Raw genomic sequence first — 16868 nt, 5'->3', positions numbered from 1 at the left:
ATGCCCGACTGGCTGGCCAATATGGAACCGCATTGGGCGTGGCTCTCGCTGGGCGTGCTCCTCGCCGCCGCCGAGATCGTCGCTCCCGGCTTCTTCCTGATCTGGATCGGCGCCGCGGCGATCGTCACCGGCGTCATCGCGTGGATCGTGCCGCTGAGCGTGCCGCTCCAGCTCGGCATCTTCGCGGTCCTTTCGTTCGTCGCGCTCTATGGCGGGCGCCGCTGGCTCAAGGCGAATCCGATCACCACCGCCGACCCGCACCTCAACCAGCGGGGCGGGCGGCTGGTCGGCGAAGTGCTGACCGTGACCCGAGCGATCGAGGACGGCCGCGGCCGCGCCAGGGTAGGCGACGGTGAATGGCCGGTACGCGGCCCCGACACGGCCGAAGGCACAAAGGTCCGCGTCGTCAGCGCCGACGGCGGCGTGCTGGTGGTCGAACTGGCCTAGCAAGGACTGTCGGCCGCCCCGTTCCGTAACCCGGAGCCTGTCGAAGGGCGCTTTTCGGGACAGGCCCCTTCGACAGGCTCCGGGCCAAAGTGAAGTTTGGCAGCTGCCCTACCCCCCGCGCGGCCGCGAATAGACGCCGACCAGGTACCCCAATGCTTCGCTATCGCCGATGCGACGAAACCCGAGCTTTGCCGACACGCGCTCTGAAGCGTCATTGCCTGGATCAATGATGCAACGCACCTCCGCCGCGTCCAGATTGGCGTCGGCCCAGCCGAGCGCGGCGGTCATCGCCTCGGTCGCATAGCCTGCGCCCCAATGATCGGCGTCGAATGCCCACCCCGCCTCGGGCAAGCCTTCGAGTTCGGGGATGCCGCGGCCGAAATAGCTTAGCCCCCCCATACCGGCCAACCGGTCACTCGCCCTGTCGGCGAACACCCAATATCCGAAGCCCATCACCGGCCACAGACCCGCGGCGGCGAGGAACTTGCCCCAGCTGACGTCGGGCGCGCGCGGTTCGCCGCCGATGAAGCGCGTCACGCGCTCGTCGGCCCACATCGCGATATGGATGTCCTTGTCGGCGAAACGCATTTCGCGAAGGCGCAGGCGTTCGGTTTCGATGATCGGGGGCGCAGTGAACATCACGCCGGGCTATCAGCGCGCGCACCACGCGGCAAGCGGCCGATCCCGCGAAGGCGAAGCCCCGGATATGGGGAGAGAGAGCCCTTCGAAAGGCTCCGCCTTCGCGAGGCTGTCAGGCGGCAGCCGCCGCCAATTCCTCATGGCGCGCCGGCACCGGCGCCGCCGAGCTGTGCTGCGGCATCACCGCATCGGCATAATCGCTTTCATATTTGCCGATCAGCGCGCGATCGTCGTGGTTCCACGGGTGGAAACCCGGCATGAAATAGCTGAGCCAGGGCAGGAAACTCTTGCGCAGAATGCCGGGCGACCCGAGCAGATACCACCAGATGCGCGCGGTGACGCGCCAGCCGGTCAGTCCGTCCTGCCTGAGCAGCGCCTTCATTCCCTTGACCCGCTTCGGCCAGAAGCGGGTGGTGACGAGCAGCATCATGATCGAGCGCGCGCGCCAGCGGCGGAAGCGGCTCCAGTCCCGGGTCGCGTGGAGCCATGTGTCGTAGGCGACGCCCTTGTGCTCGATTTCCTCGATCGCGTGCCATTTCCACAGCGCGCCCCATTCGGGCTCGGCGCCCTGGTACATGCGCTCGTCGCGCAGCATGATCGCCGCCATCATCGCGGTATAATGTTCGAGCGCGATCGTCGCGTTGAGGTTGACGATCTGCGGCCGCGACTTGATCAGGTCGAGCACCTGATTGACGTCGTCTTCCAGCTCCGAAAGGTCGTAACCCGCCTCTGCCGCCTTCTTGTTGAAGACCACGTGCTCGCGGCTGTGGATCACTTCCTGCTGGGTGAAGGCACGGATTTCGCGCGCCAGCTTGTCAGGCACCCCCTCGCGATGCGCCTTCACCGCCTCGATGAACATCGCCTCGCCGCGCGGAAAGGTGACCGACAAGGCGGTGTGAAACGCCGACGCGATCGGATCGCCGTTCAGCCACCAGCGCCCCTGCCTGTCGTCGCGACCGAAGCGCATGTCGCGCGGGGTGATCGACAGGTCGGCGGGGGTCGGAGAGTGGGAAAGGCTGGACATATGTTTCTCACCGTCGGAAAGGACTATGGGGCGGAGCAATAGGGTTTACTTACACACATGTCAATAGTGAAAAAGCGCCTGAGTCCTGAGGAAAGCCGCTCGGTGGCACTCGAGGCGGCGCGCCAGATCCTGATCGAAATGGGACCGCAGGCGGTGACGCTGAAGGCCGTGGCGTCGCGCATCGACCGCACCCACGCCAACCTGCTGCACCATTTCGGCAGCGCAGCCGGCCTGCAAAAGTCGCTCGCCGCCTACCTCGCCGACACGGTGTGCGGCACGATCGCGGCGAAGATGGCGGCCTCGCCGCCGGGCGAGCGCAACGTGCGCGAGATTGTCGACCTGGCGTTCGACGCCTTTGGCAGCGGCGGCGCGGGGGCGCTCGCAACGTGGATGGCGGCGACGGGCAACGAGGGCGCGCTCGACCCGGTGATCGACGCGATTCACCGGCTGATCGACGGCATGAGCCCCGACGCGAACGAAAAGCGGCTGCTGCACGAAGACACGCTGGCGCTGGTACTGATGGCGATGGGCGACGCGCAACTAGGAGGCCCGATGGCCGAAGCGCTCGGCCTGCCGCGCGACACCGCGCGCGGGCTGGCGACCGAGCTGATCACCGGCCGGATCGCGACATTCTGGGCCGAACAGGGTGAAAAGACTTAAGTTCTTTGTGGCAGAAATCTCCGGGCAGGGGATGGTGCCATGGGCGAGCATAGCAAAGCGGTTCGAGTTGTTTCTGGCGCCTTGAGCGCCCTCCTGCTCGCCGGTTGCACGCCGGAACCCGCAAACTACCCGGCCCCCGACAGCGATCAGGCCTTGTCCGCCATCCAGAACGGGATCCGGTCCGACTTTATCGACACACCGCCGCGCCATGCGATACCGGACGATCCCGTGGTCGGCCCCGGCGACGATCCCGGCGAGGCGATGCAAAAGGTCGGCGACACCATGTTGTCGCTCAGCGAAGCCAACGGCCGAATGGGAGCCCGGGACGATATCGACGGCCTCGTCAAGGTCGAGCTCGGCCGATGCGAATGGCAATCGGTGAACATCCGCCGCATCAGGGATTATGCCCGTCACCGGTTCGAGGACAGGGTTCCCGCCGCCTATCTCTGCGACTATCGCGTCACCAGCGCGACCGAAACGCGCGGGCTCGTCGCGGCGAACGGCCGGGGCTATTTCTACGAAGAGGGCGGCGCGTTCTTTCACGCGATCATCGAACAATCGAGCTGGGAGGAGGATCGCCGCTGATGCTGGCCTTTGTCGGGCTTTGCGCCTAAGGGCTCCCGATGCATTTCCTCGACCAAGCCAAGATTTTCATCAAATCCGGCGACGGCGGCCCCGGTGCCGTGTCGTTCCGGCGCGAGAAATATGTCGAATATGGCGGCCCCGACGGCGGCAACGGCGGCAAGGGCGGCGACGTGGTCTTCGAAGCGGTCGCGGGCCTCAACACGCTGATCGATTTTCGTTACACCCAGCATTTCAAGGCCAAGCGCGGCACCCCGGGTTCAGGGCGCGATCGCACCGGCGCGGGCGGCCCCGACCTCGTGATCCAGGTGCCGATCGGCACCCAGATCCTCGACGACGACGAGGAGCGCAGCCTGCTCGCCGACCTGACGAAGGAAGGCGAACGCATCCATTTCTTGCGCGGTGGCGACGGCGGGCGCGGCAATGCGAGTTACAAGACATCGACCAACCGCGCGCCGCGTCAGCACGGGCCCGGCTGGCCCGGCGAGGAAATGTGGGTGTGGCTGCGCCTCAAGCTGCTCGCCGACGCGGGACTCGTCGGCCTGCCCAACGCCGGCAAGTCGACCTTCATCAACGCGGTGACCAACGCGCAGGCCAAGGTCGGCGCCTATGCCTTTACCACGCTGCGTCCGCAGCTCGGCGTCGTCAGCCACAAGGGGCATGAGTTCGTCATCGCCGATATCCCCGGGCTGATCGCGGGCGCCGCCGAAGGCGCGGGCGTCGGCGACCGCTTCCTCGGCCATATCGAGCGCTGCCGCGTGCTGCTCCACCTCGTCGACGCGAACGACGAGGATGTCGCCACCAGCTATCGCATCGTGCGCGACGAACTCGAAGCCTATGGCGCCGACCTCACCGACAAGCCGGTGATCGTTGCCTTGAACAAGATCGATACGCTCGACGACGAACTGGTCGCCGCACTCTCGGCCGAACTCGAAGCCGAAAGCGGCCAGCCGGTGATGGCGCTGTCGGGCGCCAGCGGTGCGGGAATCGAGGCGGTGCTCGACAAGCTGCTCGAAGCGGTCGGCCAGCCCGAACCCGGCGCCGACGAAGCGGATGACGGCGACGCCGGGGGCGAATGGTCGCCAATCTGACGACCGCGCCTCAGCGGGCTTCGAGGATCATGTTGAACGGCCCTTCGGTCGCGCGCCGGACGGCGGCGAAACCGCCGTCGCGGATGACCTGCGACAGCTGCGCCTCGCCCGCCTGCGCCCCCAAGGCCGCGCCGACCTCCTGATCGAGCGAGGTCGGGACACAGATCATCGTCGACGCATTGTAATAGAGCCGCCCGACCGGATTCATATTGTCGGCGGGGGCATCGCCCGCGATCGGTTCGACGATCATCCACACGCCATCGGGCGCAAGGATCCGGCGCATGTGCATGGCACATCCGCGCGGATCGCCCATGTCGTGCAGGCAGTCGTACATGGTCACGAGATCGAATCCGGTCTCGGCGATCTCCTTCGCCGCCGCGACCTCGAAGCGCACGCGGTCGCCATAGCCGTGCTCCGCGGCATGGCGCCGCGCTTCGTCGATCGAGGGGCCATGAAAGTCGAAACCGACGAAGCGGCTTTCGGGATAGGCGTCGGCCATCAGCAGGGTCGAAAAGCCGACGCCGCAGCCGACGTCGGCGACCGCCGCGCCCGCGTGCAGGCGGGCCTCGACCCCGTCCAGCGCCGGAATCCAGTTCGGGACGATATTGTTGACATAGCCCGGCCGGAAAAAGGCGCCCGTCGCGCAGAAGAGGCAACCGGCATGGTCGCCCCAGCGCACGCCGGTGCCGCGGCGGAAACATTGCTCGACCTTGGCCTCGGCCTCGATCATCGCCGCGATCAGTTCGAACGCGCCGGCCAGATAGACCGGGCTGTCGCGGTGCACGAACACCATCGCCTGTTCGCCCGACAGGCTGAACCGATCGGTCGAGGGGTCATGGTCGACATAGCCGTTCGCGGCCTGCGCCAATGCCCATTCGCGAACATAGCGCTCGTGGAGCCCCCCCGCCCGCGCCGCCAGTTCGGACGCGGTCGCCGGCGCTTCGCCCAAGGCGTCGAAAAGTCCCAGCCGGAAACCCAGCCGCACCGTCGGCACGCTCATGCCGCCGCCAAGGTCGCCGAGCATCTTGCCGACAAAGGCGTGCAGCCTGTCTTCGTTGATTGCAGTCGTCATCGTCCCGCTCCTCACCCCCGGGTGGTTCGCGACTCTCCAGAAGGCTCGATGAGGCAGGGCAGCATAGCACAGGCGCCGCGGTCCGGCGCGGCGTTATTCGCATTGGCACCCCTGTCCGCGCGCGCCATCGGCGGCACCATGAGCCTGTTTCCAACCGCCGTCTGCCCCCGCCCGCTCGCCGATCGTCCGCCAACCTGGCTCGCGCGACCAGCCTTCGGTGGGTGTCGCGCTGAGCCACACCTTCGGGGGCGGTCGCTGAGCGGACGGCAGCTATCAACCGGTTGCGGTCGCTCGCTCCTCCCTGTCGCGCAGCGATGGGGAGGTGGCAGCGCGCAGCGCTGACGGAGGGGCGAAAGACGCGACCTCGCGGCCCCTCCACCACCGCCTGCGGCGGCGGTCCCCCTCCCCATGGCCTGCGGCCACAGGGAGGAATGACGGATGACGACCGGAAGCGGCCATTCTTCTCCCCTCCCGCTTGCGGGAGGGGTCGGGGGTGGGCCGCGGCGTCGCGATGGCCCACCCCGCTGCGGCTAACCAGCAAGCTGGCAAGCCTCGCTGCCCCTCCCGCTCGCGGGAGGGGAAACCGGTTCGTCGCTCAATCGGCGGCTCTCCACCCCAAAGCCGACATCGGCGAAGCCGCCAAAAAAAACGCTGTCCTAACATATTCCCGCCGCATAGCGTCACCGGATGGACTCCCCCCGGTCGCAGCTCCTTTCATCCCACCCGTTGCGCCAATCGCCAGCGAGGGGGGAAAGAAGAGGGGTACGTGGTGTGACCTTCGTGACCTTCCGAATAAAATCACTCCGCCTCCCGGCGATTCGACATTCGCATTGGCCACGCGGCCACGCCACGCTATCGGCGGCGCCATGAGCCTGTTCCCGCCCGCATCCTGCCCCCGCCTGATCGTCAAGATCGGATCGGCCCTGCTCGTCGACCCGGACGGCGCGGTGCGGCGCGACTGGCTCAAGGGCGTCGCAGCCGACATCGGCGCGCGGACCAAGGCGGGCCAACAGGTCGCCGTCGTCTCGTCGGGCGCGATCGCGCTCGGCGCGCGGCGGCTCGGCCTTGCCAAGGGCGGCCGCGCGAGCCTCGAGGATGCGCAGGCCGCCGCCGCGACGGGGCAGATCGCGCTCAGCCAGGTCTGGGCCGAAGTCCTCGGCGCCGAAGGCCTCACCGCGGCGCAGATGCTGGTGACGCTCGACGATCTCGAACATCGCCGCCGCTACCTCAACGCCTCGGCGACGCTCGACCGGCTGCTGAACCTCGGCGTCGTGCCGGTGATCAACGAGAATGACAGCGTCGCGACCGAGGAAATCCGCTTTGGCGACAACGACCGGCTCGCGGCGCGCGTCGCGCAGGCGGCCGCGGCGGGCGGGGTGATCCTGCTCAGCGACATCGACGGCCTCTACGACCGCAACCCCGCGCAACCCGGCGCGAACCATATCGCGCGCATCGAGCGCATCGACGCGCGCGTCGAGGCGATGGCCGACACCGGATCGGCGTCGGGCATGGGATCGGGCGGCATGGTGTCGAAGATCGCGGCGGCGCGGATCGCCAATGCCGCGGGCGCGCATCTCGCCATCGCCTCGGGCCATATCGACCACCCGCTGTCGACCGAAGCCCGGCACAGCCTGTTCGTCGCCGAACGCAGCGCGAGCGCGCGCAAGGCCTGGCTCGCCGGCGGACTGACCGCCAAGGGCCGGCTGACGATCGACGCCGGCGCGGCGAAGGCGCTGCGCGGCGGCGCCAGCCTGCTCGCGGCGGGGGTAACCGGAGTCAGCGGCGATTTCGCGCGCGGCGACATCCTCGACATCGCGGCCCCCGACGGCCGCACCCTCGCGCGCGGCCTTTCCGAATATCCCGCCGCCGACGCCGCCGCGATCCTCGGTCTCGGCCGCGACGCGCAGGAAGCCGCGCTCGGCTATGCCCCGCGCGCCGCAATGGTGCACCGCGACCATATGGTGCTGCTCTGACCGCCGCCCCCATCCTTGCGATGACCGGCGCGACCGGCTTCGTCGGCGGCGCGACGTTGCGGCAGGCGGTCGCCGCCGGCTGGCACGTCCGCGCGCTCACCCGCCGTCCGCAACCCGAACGCGAGGGCGTCACCTGGGTCGCGGGCGCGCTCGACCGGCCCGACAGCCTTGCCGAAATGGCGGCGGGCAGCGACGTCGTGATGCACATCGCGGGCGTCGTGAACGTTCCCACCCGCGCCGAGTTCGAGGCCGGCAACGCGACCGCGACCGGGAATGTGATCGACGCCGCGCGCCACGCCGGGGTGACGCGCTTCGTCCATGTCTCCTCGCTCGCCGCGCGCGAGCCCGAAATTTCCAACTACAGCTGGTCGAAGGCACGCGCCGAGACCGTCGTGCGCGCGAGCGGGCTCGACTGGACGATCGTCCGCCCCCCCGCGGTGTTCGGCCCCGGCGATACCGAGATGCTCGACCTGTTCCGCATGGCACGGCGCGGAGTCGCCTTGCTCCCGCCCGCGGGGCGGATGTCGGCGATCTATGTCGACGAACTCGCGCGGCTGCTCGTCGCGCTCGCCGCCGACCGCGACGCCAGCATCGGGGCGACCTACGAACCCGACGACGGCAAGCCTGGTGGCTGGTCGCACCGCAGTTTCGCTCGCGCGATCGGCCGCGCGGTGGGCCGCAGCCACGTCTCGACGCTCGCCGTTCCGGGTGTCGTGCTCAGGGCCGGGGGACGGCTCGACACGCTGGTGCGCCGCAGCCGTGCCAAGCTGACCCCCGACCGGGCGCGCTATATCGCGCATCCCGACTGGGTCGCCGCCGCGGGCGCCTGCCCGCCGCCCGAATTATGGCAGCCGGCGCTCGACACCGGCGATGCGCTCGGCGAGACGGTGCGCTGGTATCGCCGCGAGGGATGGCTCTGAGTTCGGAATGGACAGGTCCACGGCTACGGCAACAGAAACGCCGTTCGCCCCCTTCCTGCCGGTCGCCCGTCGAAGCGTGCATTGCCAACGGCGGGCCGCGTCCCTAGGTTTGCGGCCATGACCGAGACCAGCACCACCCCCAATGATCCCGCCGGCCCCTGGGCGATTCCCGTGCGGCGCCCCCTGCCCGGTGGCGACCGGCCGAAAGCGACGACCAGCTTTCCGCGCAAGGTCTGGAATCTGCTCGTCGCGATCAAGGACGGGCTGGCGCTGATCTTCCTGCTGCTCTTTTTCGTGACGCTGTTCGGGCTGCTGTCGGGCCGGCCCAACGCCGGGCTGCCAGTCAGCGAGGGCGCGCTCTTGCTCGAACTCGACGGCGTCGTCACCGAACAGCCCGCCGAGATCGATCCGCTCGCGGCGCTGTCGGGAGGCAACGACCTCAAGGAAATCCGCGTCCGCGACGTCGTGCACGCGCTCGAAACGGCGGCGGACGACAAGCGCGTGACCTCGGTCGTGCTCGACCTCGACCGCTTCCTCGGGGGCGGGCAGGTCTCGCTCGCCGAAATCGGCGGCGCGATCGACAAGGTGCGCGCGAAAAAGAAGCCCGTGCTCGCTTTCGCCACCGCCTACACCACCGACAGCTATCAGGTCGCATCGCACGCGAGCGAAATCTGGGCCGACCCGATCGGCGGCGTCGCGATCGCAGGACCCGGCGGATCGCGCCTCTATTACAAGGGGCTGATGGACAAGCTCGGCGTGACCGCGAACATCTATCGCGTCGGCACATTCAAGAGCGCGGTCGAACCTTTCCTGCGCGCCGATCAGTCGCCCGAGGCCGAAGCCGCCAACCTCGCTTATGCCGGCGTGCTGTGGGATCAATGGCTGGGCGACGTCAAAAAGGCGCGGCCCAGCGCCAAGCTCGACCCTTTCATCGCCGACACCGCGGGCGCGGTGCGCGCCGCGGGCGGCGACCTCAGCAAGGCCTCGCTCGACGCGGGGCTGATCGACAAGCTCGGCAGCCGCATGGCGTTCGGCCAGCGCGTCGCCGAGATCAGCGGCGCGCAGGACGATAGCCAGCCGTGGAACTACAACGCAATCCCGCTTGAAAACTGGGTCGCTGCCAACCCGCCCGAACAGCCGGGCAGCGCGATCGCGGTCGTGCCGGTCGTCGGCGAGATCGTCGACGGCGAAGCCCCGAACGGCAGCGCTGGCGGCGAGACGATCGCGCAGCACATCCTCGACGCTGCCGCCGATTCGAGCGTCAAGGCGGTGGTGCTGCGGATCGATTCGCCGGGCGGGTCGGTGCTCGCCTCCGAGCAGATCCGCCAGGCGCTGCTCGCTGCCAAGGCGAAGAAGCTGCCCGTCGTCGTGTCGATGGCCAATGTCGCCGCGTCGGGGGGCTACTGGATCTCGACCCCTGCCGACCGCATCTTTGCTGAACCCGAAACGATCACCGGTTCGATCGGCGTTTTCGGTATCCTGCCGAGTTTTGAACAGACCCTCGCCAAGGTCGGTGTCACCGTCGACGGCATCGCAACGACGCCGCTGTCGGGGCAGCCCGATATCCTAGGCGGCGTCAACGACGAGTTCAACGCGCTGGCGCAGGCGAGCGTCGAGGACATCTATGCGCGCTTTACCGGCCTTGTCGCCAAGAGCCGCAAGCAGCCGATCGAGAAGGTCCGCGAGATCGCCGAAGGCCGCGTCTGGGCCGGCGGGACCGCGCGCCAGATCGGGTTGGTCGACCAGTTCGGCGGCCTGCCCGACGCGATGGCGGCGGCGGCGAAGCTCGCCAGGGTCGATGGCGATTATCACGCCAAATATTTCGAAACCGAACCGAGCGAATTTTCCAAGATGCTCGCCAAATGGGCGGGCACCGCCCCCGAGGAAAGCGCGGCACTGCCGCGCGGGTGGTTCGGCATCGCGGCGATGAACCGCCAGATGGTCGAACGCCGCGTGGTGCAGGACCTGACGATGCTCACCGAGGCGGGATCGGTGCAGGCTGCCTGCCTCGACTGCCGCGGCTATCTGCCCGCTGTTCCGCGGCCGGGCCGGGCCGAGGCGAAGGGCCTGTTCGCGACACTGGCGCTGCTGTTGAAATAACCCCTCCCGCGGCCGGGAGGCGGGCGCTACGCGGCCACGCCGCCGTTCGCATGGTCGGCGATTGCGTCGGCGAGTGTATCGACCAGTTGCAGCGGCAGATCATGTCCCATGCCGGGGATTGTCTTCAGCCGCGCTCCGGCGATGCTCGCCGCGGTGTCCTTGCCGCCCGCGAGCGGAACGAGCGGGTCGGCCTCGCCGTGGATGACCAGCGTCGGCGCCTCGATCGCCTTGAGCATCGGCCGCCGGTCACCATCGGCAACGATCGCCGCCATCTGGCGCGCGACGCCCTGCGGATACCAGCCGCGTTCGAAATCACCCCGGACGCGGCGCTGCAAGCGCTCCTCCTCGGCGGGATAGGCGGGGCTCCCGATCACGCGCGCGGCGCGCACCGAATAGGCGATCATGTCCTCGGGGTCGCCGCTCATCGGACGGCTGGTCAGCACGCGCATCGCCTCGCTGTCGGCGCGCGGCAGGCGGCGGTTGCCCGTCGTCGACATCACCGAGGTCAGCGACAGCACGCGACCGGGGTAACGCGCCGCGATATGCTGCGAAATCATGCCCCCCATCGACACGCCGACGACGTGCGCGCGGTCGATGCCCAGATGGTCGAGCAGCGCCACACCGTCGGCGGCCATGTCGGCGAGCGTATAGGCGGGGCGCACCGGCAGCCCGATGAGCGATTTGACGAACATCCATTTAAGGTTCGGCACCCCCGCCGCATCGAAGCGCGTCGACAGGCCAACGTCGCGATTGTCGTAGCGGACGGTACGGAAACCGCGCACGTTCAGCGCATCGACGAATTCGTCGGGCCACAGCGTCAACTGCCCGCCGAGCCCCATCACAAGCAGGATCGCGGGCGCGTCCCTCGGCCCCTTGTCCTCATAGGTGATGGTGATGCCGTTGGCGGTCGTCTTTTCGGTCGTCATGCAGGCCCTTTCCCCGAAACGGGGCCGAACCTGCCACAGATTGGCGATTTGGCAAGCCGCCCGATCAGTCCCGGGCGCGCGGATCGCGATAGGCCGGCAGCGCCAGCGACCAGCGGATCGCCGCGCCGCGCAGCACGAAACCCGCGACCGCGCCCGACACCGCCGCGATCGGAGTCCCGGTGCCGAGCCAGAGCAGCAGCAGGAAGAGCGCCGACGCGAGCGCCGCTGCGGTGACATAAATTTCGGGGCGGACGATGATCGACGGCACCCCCGCCAATATGTCGCGGATCGTCCCGCCGACGCAGCCGGTGATCACCCCCATCATGAGCGCGGGCACCGGCGGCACCCCCCATGCCAGCGCCTTCGCGGTACCGAATACCGCATAGGCGGCGAGCCCCACCGCGTCGGCCCATTCGAGCAATTGCCCCTGCCACCAGCGTTCGGGGGTCACCCAGACGATCAGCGCGATCGCGATGCACACCGCGGCGATCGCGCCGTCCTGGACCCAGAAGACCGGCGCCCCGATCAGCAGGTCGCGCACGCTGCCGCCGCCGACGCCGGTGACAAGCGCGAAGAAGCTGGCGGTGACGAAGGTCTGGCGCAGCCGCACCGCCATCAGCGCGCCCGACAGCGCGAAGACGCCGATGCCGGCGAGGTCGAGCAGGCGGACGATCAGCGCATTGTCGATATCGGGCATCGCCCGTTACTTCGCGGCGGGGCGAACACCGCCGATGATCGACAGGACGATCGCCGACACCGCGTTCCGGATCGCCGGTTCGGCCTTGGGCGCGAAGAAGGGCGAATGATTGGTCGGCGCGGGCTCCCCTTTCGCCTTGAGGTCGGCGAGCACCGCGGGATCATAGCCGCCGATACCGAAGAAGAGCGAGGGTACGCCGGCATCGACGAATTCGGAATAGTCCTCGCTGCCCGACATCGGCGCCGCGCTTGCCGGCGCAAAGACCAGCCCCTTGCCAAAGACCGGGGTCAGCGCGGCGACCGCCGCGTCGGCCATCGCCGCATCATTGGTCATCGCCCCGGTGCCGCTGATGTAGCGGATCGTCGGTTCGGGGGCATTGCCCATCGCCGCCGCCGATTTCGCGACGCGCGCGGTGCCGTCCTGGAGCAGCTTGCGCACCTCGGGCGAATGCGAGCGCAGATTGACCTTCACCTCGGCGCTGTCGGGGATGATGTTGGGCGCGCTGCCCGCGTTGATCGCACCGATCGTCAGCACGCCGAACGCCGCAGGATCCTTCTCGCGGCTGATTACCACCTGCGTGTCGGTGACGAAGCGCGCGGCGATCGGGATCGGATCGATCGTCGCCGCGGGCATCGACCCGTGCCCGCCGCGTCCGTGGAAGGTGATCGAATAGCTGTCCGACGCCGACGAGGACGCCCCCGCCTTGATCGCGACCACCCCGGCCGGAAGGTTCGACACATGCGCGGCGAACCCGAAGTCGGGTTTGGGGAAGCGCGTCAGCAGCCCGTCGTCGAGCATCGCGCGCGCGCCGGTCAGCGGTTCCTCTGCGGGCTGGCCGATCAGCACCGCGGTGCCCGACCAGCTGTCGCGCATCGCGGCGAGCGCCTGCGCGACCCCGACCAGATAGGCGACATGCGTGTCGTGGCCGCACGCGTGCATCACCGGCACGTCGCGCCCTTCATAGGTCGCGCGCGCCTTGCTCGCCCAGGGAAGGCCGGTCTTTTCCTCCATCGGCAGCGCGTCCATATCGGCGCGGATCAGGAAGGTCGGCCCGTCGCCGTTCCTGAGCACGCCGACGACACCGGTGCCGCCGACCTTTTCGGTCACGGTGAACCCCGCCCCCCGCAGATGCCGCGCGAGGATGCCCGCGGTGCGCACTTCCTGCATCCCGAGTTCGGGGTTGGCGTGGAGGTCCTTGTAGATCGCCTCGAGCGCCGGATAATTTTTGTCGAGCAGCGCGGTCAGCCGCGCGTTGGCGGCCGACAGGTCGGGCGCGGCGTGCGCGCCCGCCGGAACGAGGAAGAGCGCGAGCGAAGCCGCTGCCCAGAGCCCGTGCTTCGCCATAGTCTCTTCCCCCGTTCTCGTTCGTCAGATGTGGATCGGCTTGCCGGTGACCGCCATCGCGGCTTCCTTGATCGCCTCGCTGTGCGTCGGATGCGCGTGGCAGGTGTAGGCGATGTCTTCGGACGTCGCGCCGAATTCCATCGCCTGCGCCGCCTGTGCGATCATCGTGCCCGCGACGCTCGCGATGCACCACACGCCCAGCACGCGATCGGTCTTCGCATCCGCGATGACCTTCACAAAACCGTCGGGTTCGTGATTGGTCTTCGCACGGCTGTTCGCCATCATCGGGAATTTGCCGACCTTGACCTCGCCGCGTTCCTTCGCCTGCTCTTCGGTCAGGCCGACACCGGCGATTTCGGGCATGGTATAGACGACCGACGGGATGACATCGTGGTTCACGATGCCGGTCTGACCCGCAATATTCTCGGCGCAGGCGATGCCTTCATCCTCGGCCTTGTGCGCGAGCATCGGGCCCGGGACCACGTCGCCGATCGCCCAGATGCCGGGAACCGAGGTGCGGAAATCATGATCGGTCTCGATCTGACCGCGCTGGTTGACGGTCAGCCCGGCCTTGTCGAGGCCGAGGCCGTCGGTGTTCGGCCGGCGCCCGATCGACACGAGCACGACATCGGCCTCGAGCGTTTCGGCGTCGCCGCCCGCGGCGGGTTCGAGCGTCAGCACCGCCTTCTTGCCCTTAACCTCGGCCTTCGTCACCTTGGTCTTGAGCTTGAATTCGACACCCTGCTTCTTGAAGATCCTGTTCGCTTCCTTGCGGACGTCGCCGTCCATGCCGGGAAGAATCTGGTCGAGGAATTCGACGCAGGTGACCTTGGCACCGAGGCGGCGCCACACGCTGCCGAGTTCGAGCCCGATCACGCCGCCGCCGATGACGACCATATGGCCTGGGACCTTGGCAAGTTCGAGCGCGCCGGTCGAATCGACGATGATCTGCTTGTCATTGTCGACCTCGACGCCGGGCAGCGGGGTCACCGACGAGCCGGTGGCGATGATGATATTTTTCGCGCGCACCTCCTTGCCCGCGACTTCGACCGTGTCGGCCGATGTGAACTGCGCATAGCCCTTGAGCCAGTCGACCTTGTTCTTCTTGAACAAGAATTCGATTCCGCCGGTCAGGCCCTTGACCGCATCCTTGCGCTGGCCCTGCATCGTCGGCAGGTCGAGCTCGGGCTTCACCTTGATGCCCATCGCCGCCATCGCGCCACCGGCGGCGGCTTCGTAAAATTCCGACGCGTGGAGCAGCGCCTTCGACGGGATGCAGCCGACGTTGAGGCAGGTGCCGCCCAGCGTCTCGCGCCCTTCGGCGCAGGCGGTCTTGAGGCCCAGCTGTGCCGCGCGGATCGCCGCGACATAACCGCCGGGGCCGGCACCGATGACAAGCACGTCGTAGTCGTAGTCAGCCATGATTCACTCCATTTCAAGCCCCGGCGCCGCAACATAGACCCAGGCCTCGCGGCCCGATTCCAGCGTCACGCGCCGCCGCTCATATTCGCCGGCCTCATAATCGTCGGCCGCTTCGAGTTCGCGTTTCGTAATCCAATATAGGGTGCCGGCGACGCGCTGCGACCCTTCGGGGTCGGGCGTGAGCACCGGGTGATGCGTCTCGCCGCTCTTGCGCACCACCTCTGCGTCGGCGATCGCGATGCGGCCGAGGCGAAAACCGGTCAGCGCGTCGGCGCTGCCGTCGAGCAGGCGCCCCAGCTGTTCGCGCTGGACGTCGGCATATTGCAACGTACCGTAGGAAAAGAGCGGTTCACTCGCGTCCATCGTTCGGGCACCCTCAGCTGCCGGCCAGCGTCTTCTTGGCGCAGGCTTCCATCACCGGCACCGCATCCTCGGGCGACAATTGCATCAATTCGGACGGGCTGTGCGTCTTTGCCAGCTCGTCGGCGGCGCATTTGCACACCTCGCCCACCTTGTCGGCGGGCGCCCCGGCCCGCGTTGCCCCCGCCTCGCACGAGCGCGTGAAGGTTTCGGCGAACTGCTTTTCGAAGCCGTCCTCGAAACCCTTCTGCGCCTGGTCGCAGCCCGCCAGCGTCGCAGCCGCCGCGAGCAGCGCCGCGGGTGCGGCGAGACGGCGAAGCGTGGCGACGGACCCGAACGACATTCCCATTCTCCCGGTCAGGCGACGACGCCGCCGATCAAAGATCGATCAGCAGACGCGTCGGGTCCTCGATCGCTTCCTTGATCGTCTTGAGGAAGGTCACCGCCTCGCGGCCGTCGATCAGGCGATGGTCGTAGCTCATCGCGAGATACATCATCGGGCGGATCACGATCTCGCCGTTCCGGACGACCGGACGGTCCTCGATGCGGTGAAGGCCGAGCACCGCCGACTGCGGCGGGTTGATGATCGGGGTCGACATCAGGCCGCCGAACACACCACCGTTCGAGATGGTGAAGGTGCCGCCGGTCATGTCGTCCATCGTCAGCGTGCCGTCCTTGGCGCGCTTGCCGAGGTCGGCGATCGCCTTTTCGATGTCGGCGAACGACAGGCTGTCGGCGTTACGCACGACGGGGACGACGAGGCCGTTGGGGGCGCTGACCGCGACCGAGACGTCGAGATAGTCGTGGTAGACGATCTCGTCGCCGTCGATGCGTGCGTTCACCGCCGGAATGTCGTGCGCGGCAAGCGCGACCGCCTTGGTGAAGAAGCTCATGAAGCCGAGGCGCACGCCGTGCTTCTTTTCAAAGCTGTCGCGATATTTCTCGCGCGTCGCCATCACCGCCGACATGTCGACGTCGTTGAAGGTCGTCAGCATTGCGGCGGTGTCCTGCGCCGCCTTCAGCCGCTTGGCGATCGTCTGGCGCATGCGCGTCATCTTGACGCGTTCCTCGCGGCGGCCGGGCGCGCCGCCCGCAGCGGGCGCGGCTGCAGCGGCGGCGGCCGGTGCCGCGGCGGGCGCGGCTTCGGGCGCCGCGCTCGCGGCGGCGAGCACATCTTCCTTGGTCAGCCGGCCATCCTTGCCGCTGCCCTTGATCTTGCTCGGGTCGACGCCATGCTCGAGCACCAGGCGGCGCACCGCGGGCGACAGGGTGGTGACGCCGTCGCCGGTATCCTCGCTCGCCGTCGCGGCGGGCGCCGGAGCGGCGGCTTCGGCCTTGGCCGCCGGGGCGGCCGCCTTGCCGCTGCCGGCTTCGATCGTCGCGATCACCGCGCCGACATTGACCGTGTCGCCGACCGCGACGACCTGCTGGCCCATCACGCCCGCGACGGGCGAAGGCACTTCGACGGCGACCTTGTCGGTTTCGAGGCTCGCGATCGGCTCGTCGAGCGCGACCGCATCGCCCGGCTGCTTCAGCCACTCGCCGATCGTCGCTTCGGTGACGCTTTCGCCCAGCGTGGGGACTTTGACTTCGGTGCTCATCTTGCTTTCC

General features: G+C 68.3%; 17 protein-coding genes. 7 read left to right on the top strand and 10 right to left on the bottom strand.

Features of this window, described 5'->3' with window-relative positions; translation table 11 throughout:
- Positions 1-447 carry an NfeD family protein gene (locus tag EAO27_RS02415; protein ID WP_242776744.1) on the top strand — a complete coding sequence of 149 codons (447 nt, stop codon included), beginning with the start codon at positions 1-3 and terminating at the stop codon, positions 445-447.
- Between the two features lie 108 nt (positions 448-555).
- Here the strand turns inward: EAO27_RS02415 and EAO27_RS02410 are convergent, their stop codons facing one another.
- Together EAO27_RS02410 and EAO27_RS02405 are read right to left on the bottom strand one after the other, a co-directional pair.
- On the bottom strand, positions 556-1086 hold the full coding sequence (locus EAO27_RS02410) for a GNAT family N-acetyltransferase (protein ID WP_242776743.1): 531 nt from the start codon (positions 1084-1086) through the stop codon (positions 556-558).
- A gap of 112 nt (positions 1087-1198) precedes the next feature.
- On the bottom strand, positions 1199-2110 hold the full coding sequence (locus EAO27_RS02405; protein WP_242776742.1) for a metal-dependent hydrolase: 912 nt from the start codon (positions 2108-2110) through the stop codon (positions 1199-1201).
- A 57-nt stretch (positions 2111-2167) separates the two neighbouring features.
- Here EAO27_RS02405 and EAO27_RS02400 point away from each other — a divergent pair, with 57 nt between their 5' ends.
- From EAO27_RS02400 to obgE, 3 genes are all read left to right on the top strand, one after another.
- Positions 2168-2770: a TetR family transcriptional regulator gene (locus EAO27_RS02400; RefSeq protein WP_242776741.1), complete on the top strand. Its 603-nt coding sequence runs from the start codon at positions 2168-2170 to the stop codon at positions 2768-2770.
- Positions 2771-2851: 81 nt separating this feature from the next.
- Positions 2852-3355, top strand: coding sequence for a hypothetical protein (locus EAO27_RS02395; RefSeq protein ID WP_242776740.1), 504 nt, complete (start codon positions 2852-2854; stop codon positions 3353-3355).
- 38 nt (positions 3356-3393) lie between these two features.
- Positions 3394-4443, top strand: a complete 1050-nt coding sequence (gene obgE / locus EAO27_RS02390) for a GTPase ObgE (protein WP_242776739.1) — start codon at positions 3394-3396, stop codon at positions 4441-4443.
- A gap of 10 nt (positions 4444-4453) precedes the next feature.
- Here the strand turns inward: obgE and EAO27_RS02385 are convergent, their stop codons facing one another.
- A complete protein-coding gene (locus EAO27_RS02385) occupies positions 4454-5515 on the bottom strand; it encodes a class I SAM-dependent methyltransferase (RefSeq protein ID WP_242776738.1) in 1062 nt (353 codons plus the stop codon).
- An 866-nt stretch (positions 5516-6381) separates the two neighbouring features.
- Between EAO27_RS02385 and proB the strand changes: the two genes are divergently transcribed.
- The 3 genes from proB to sppA all read left to right on the top strand — a co-directional run bounded on the left by proB (position 6382) and on the right by sppA (position 10508).
- Positions 6382-7488: a glutamate 5-kinase gene (gene proB / locus EAO27_RS02380; protein ID WP_242776737.1), complete on the top strand. Its 1107-nt coding sequence runs from the start codon at positions 6382-6384 to the stop codon at positions 7486-7488.
- Between the two features lie 20 nt (positions 7489-7508).
- Entirely contained in the window at positions 7509-8408 is a 900-nt protein-coding gene (locus EAO27_RS02375) for an NAD(P)H-binding protein (protein ID WP_242776736.1), read from the top strand.
- Positions 8409-8525: 117 nt separating this feature from the next.
- Entirely contained in the window at positions 8526-10508 is a 1983-nt protein-coding gene (gene sppA, locus EAO27_RS02370; protein ID WP_242776734.1) for a signal peptide peptidase SppA, read from the top strand.
- A 26-nt stretch (positions 10509-10534) separates the two neighbouring features.
- Here the strand turns inward: sppA and EAO27_RS02365 are convergent, their stop codons facing one another.
- The 7 genes from EAO27_RS02365 to odhB all read right to left on the bottom strand — a co-directional run bounded on the left by EAO27_RS02365 (position 10535) and on the right by odhB (position 16858).
- Positions 10535-11434 carry an alpha/beta fold hydrolase gene (locus EAO27_RS02365; RefSeq protein WP_242776732.1) on the bottom strand — a complete coding sequence of 300 codons (900 nt, stop codon included), beginning with the start codon at positions 11432-11434 and terminating at the stop codon, positions 10535-10537.
- Positions 11435-11498: 64 nt separating this feature from the next.
- On the bottom strand, positions 11499-12131 hold the full coding sequence (locus tag EAO27_RS02360) for a TRIC cation channel family protein (RefSeq protein ID WP_242776730.1): 633 nt from the start codon (positions 12129-12131) through the stop codon (positions 11499-11501).
- A 6-nt stretch (positions 12132-12137) separates the two neighbouring features.
- Positions 12138-13475, bottom strand: a complete 1338-nt coding sequence (locus EAO27_RS02355) for an amidohydrolase (RefSeq protein ID WP_242776727.1) — start codon at positions 13473-13475, stop codon at positions 12138-12140.
- Between the two features lie 24 nt (positions 13476-13499).
- Positions 13500-14897 (bottom strand): dihydrolipoyl dehydrogenase, encoded by a 1398-nt coding sequence (gene lpdA, locus EAO27_RS02350; RefSeq protein WP_242776725.1) that lies wholly within the window; start codon positions 14895-14897, stop codon positions 13500-13502.
- Between the two features lie 3 nt (positions 14898-14900).
- Positions 14901-15260 (bottom strand): gamma-glutamylcyclotransferase family protein, encoded by a 360-nt coding sequence (locus tag EAO27_RS02345; RefSeq protein ID WP_242776723.1) that lies wholly within the window; start codon positions 15258-15260, stop codon positions 14901-14903.
- Between the two features lie 13 nt (positions 15261-15273).
- On the bottom strand, positions 15274-15600 hold the full coding sequence (locus tag EAO27_RS02340) for a hypothetical protein (RefSeq protein ID WP_242776721.1): 327 nt from the start codon (positions 15598-15600) through the stop codon (positions 15274-15276).
- A 34-nt stretch (positions 15601-15634) separates the two neighbouring features.
- Complete coding sequence (odhB, locus tag EAO27_RS02335; RefSeq protein ID WP_242776719.1) at positions 15635-16858, bottom strand: 2-oxoglutarate dehydrogenase complex dihydrolipoyllysine-residue succinyltransferase; 1224 nt, start codon at positions 16856-16858, stop codon at positions 15635-15637.
- Between the last annotated feature and the right edge of the window lie 10 nt (positions 16859-16868).

Source organism: Sphingopyxis sp. YF1 (assembly GCF_022701295.1).
Taxonomy (GTDB): domain Bacteria; phylum Pseudomonadota; class Alphaproteobacteria; order Sphingomonadales; family Sphingomonadaceae; genus Sphingopyxis.
Note: the sequence above shows the minus strand (reverse complement) of the source record. Positions and strands in the feature narration are given on the sequence as shown.

Coding starts and splice junctions, on each gene's coding strand:
- EAO27_RS02415 (WP_242776744.1), top strand. CDS start 1: ATGCCCGACTGGCTGGCCAATATGGAACCGCATTGGGCGTGGCTCTCG.
- EAO27_RS02410 (WP_242776743.1), bottom strand. CDS start 1,086: ATGTTCACTGCGCCCCCGATCATCGAAACCGAACGCCTGCGCCTTCGC.
- EAO27_RS02405 (WP_242776742.1), bottom strand. CDS start 2,110: ATGTCCAGCCTTTCCCACTCTCCGACCCCCGCCGACCTGTCGATCACC.
- EAO27_RS02400 (WP_242776741.1), top strand. CDS start 2,168: ATGTCAATAGTGAAAAAGCGCCTGAGTCCTGAGGAAAGCCGCTCGGTG.
- obgE (WP_242776739.1), top strand. CDS start 3,394: ATGCATTTCCTCGACCAAGCCAAGATTTTCATCAAATCCGGCGACGGC.
- EAO27_RS02385 (WP_242776738.1), bottom strand. CDS start 5,515: ATGACGACTGCAATCAACGAAGACAGGCTGCACGCCTTTGTCGGCAAG.
- proB (WP_242776737.1), top strand. CDS start 6,382: ATGAGCCTGTTCCCGCCCGCATCCTGCCCCCGCCTGATCGTCAAGATC.
- EAO27_RS02375 (WP_242776736.1), top strand. CDS start 7,509: ATGACCGGCGCGACCGGCTTCGTCGGCGGCGCGACGTTGCGGCAGGCG.
- sppA (WP_242776734.1), top strand. CDS start 8,526: ATGACCGAGACCAGCACCACCCCCAATGATCCCGCCGGCCCCTGGGCG.
- EAO27_RS02365 (WP_242776732.1), bottom strand. CDS start 11,434: ATGACGACCGAAAAGACGACCGCCAACGGCATCACCATCACCTATGAG.
- EAO27_RS02360 (WP_242776730.1), bottom strand. CDS start 12,131: ATGCCCGATATCGACAATGCGCTGATCGTCCGCCTGCTCGACCTCGCC.
- EAO27_RS02355 (WP_242776727.1), bottom strand. CDS start 13,475: ATGGCGAAGCACGGGCTCTGGGCAGCGGCTTCGCTCGCGCTCTTCCTC.
- lpdA (WP_242776725.1), bottom strand. CDS start 14,897: ATGGCTGACTACGACTACGACGTGCTTGTCATCGGTGCCGGCCCCGGC.
- EAO27_RS02345 (WP_242776723.1), bottom strand. CDS start 15,260: ATGGACGCGAGTGAACCGCTCTTTTCCTACGGTACGTTGCAATATGCC.
- EAO27_RS02340 (WP_242776721.1), bottom strand. CDS start 15,600: ATGTCGTTCGGGTCCGTCGCCACGCTTCGCCGTCTCGCCGCACCCGCG.
- odhB (WP_242776719.1), bottom strand. CDS start 16,858: ATGAGCACCGAAGTCAAAGTCCCCACGCTGGGCGAAAGCGTCACCGAA.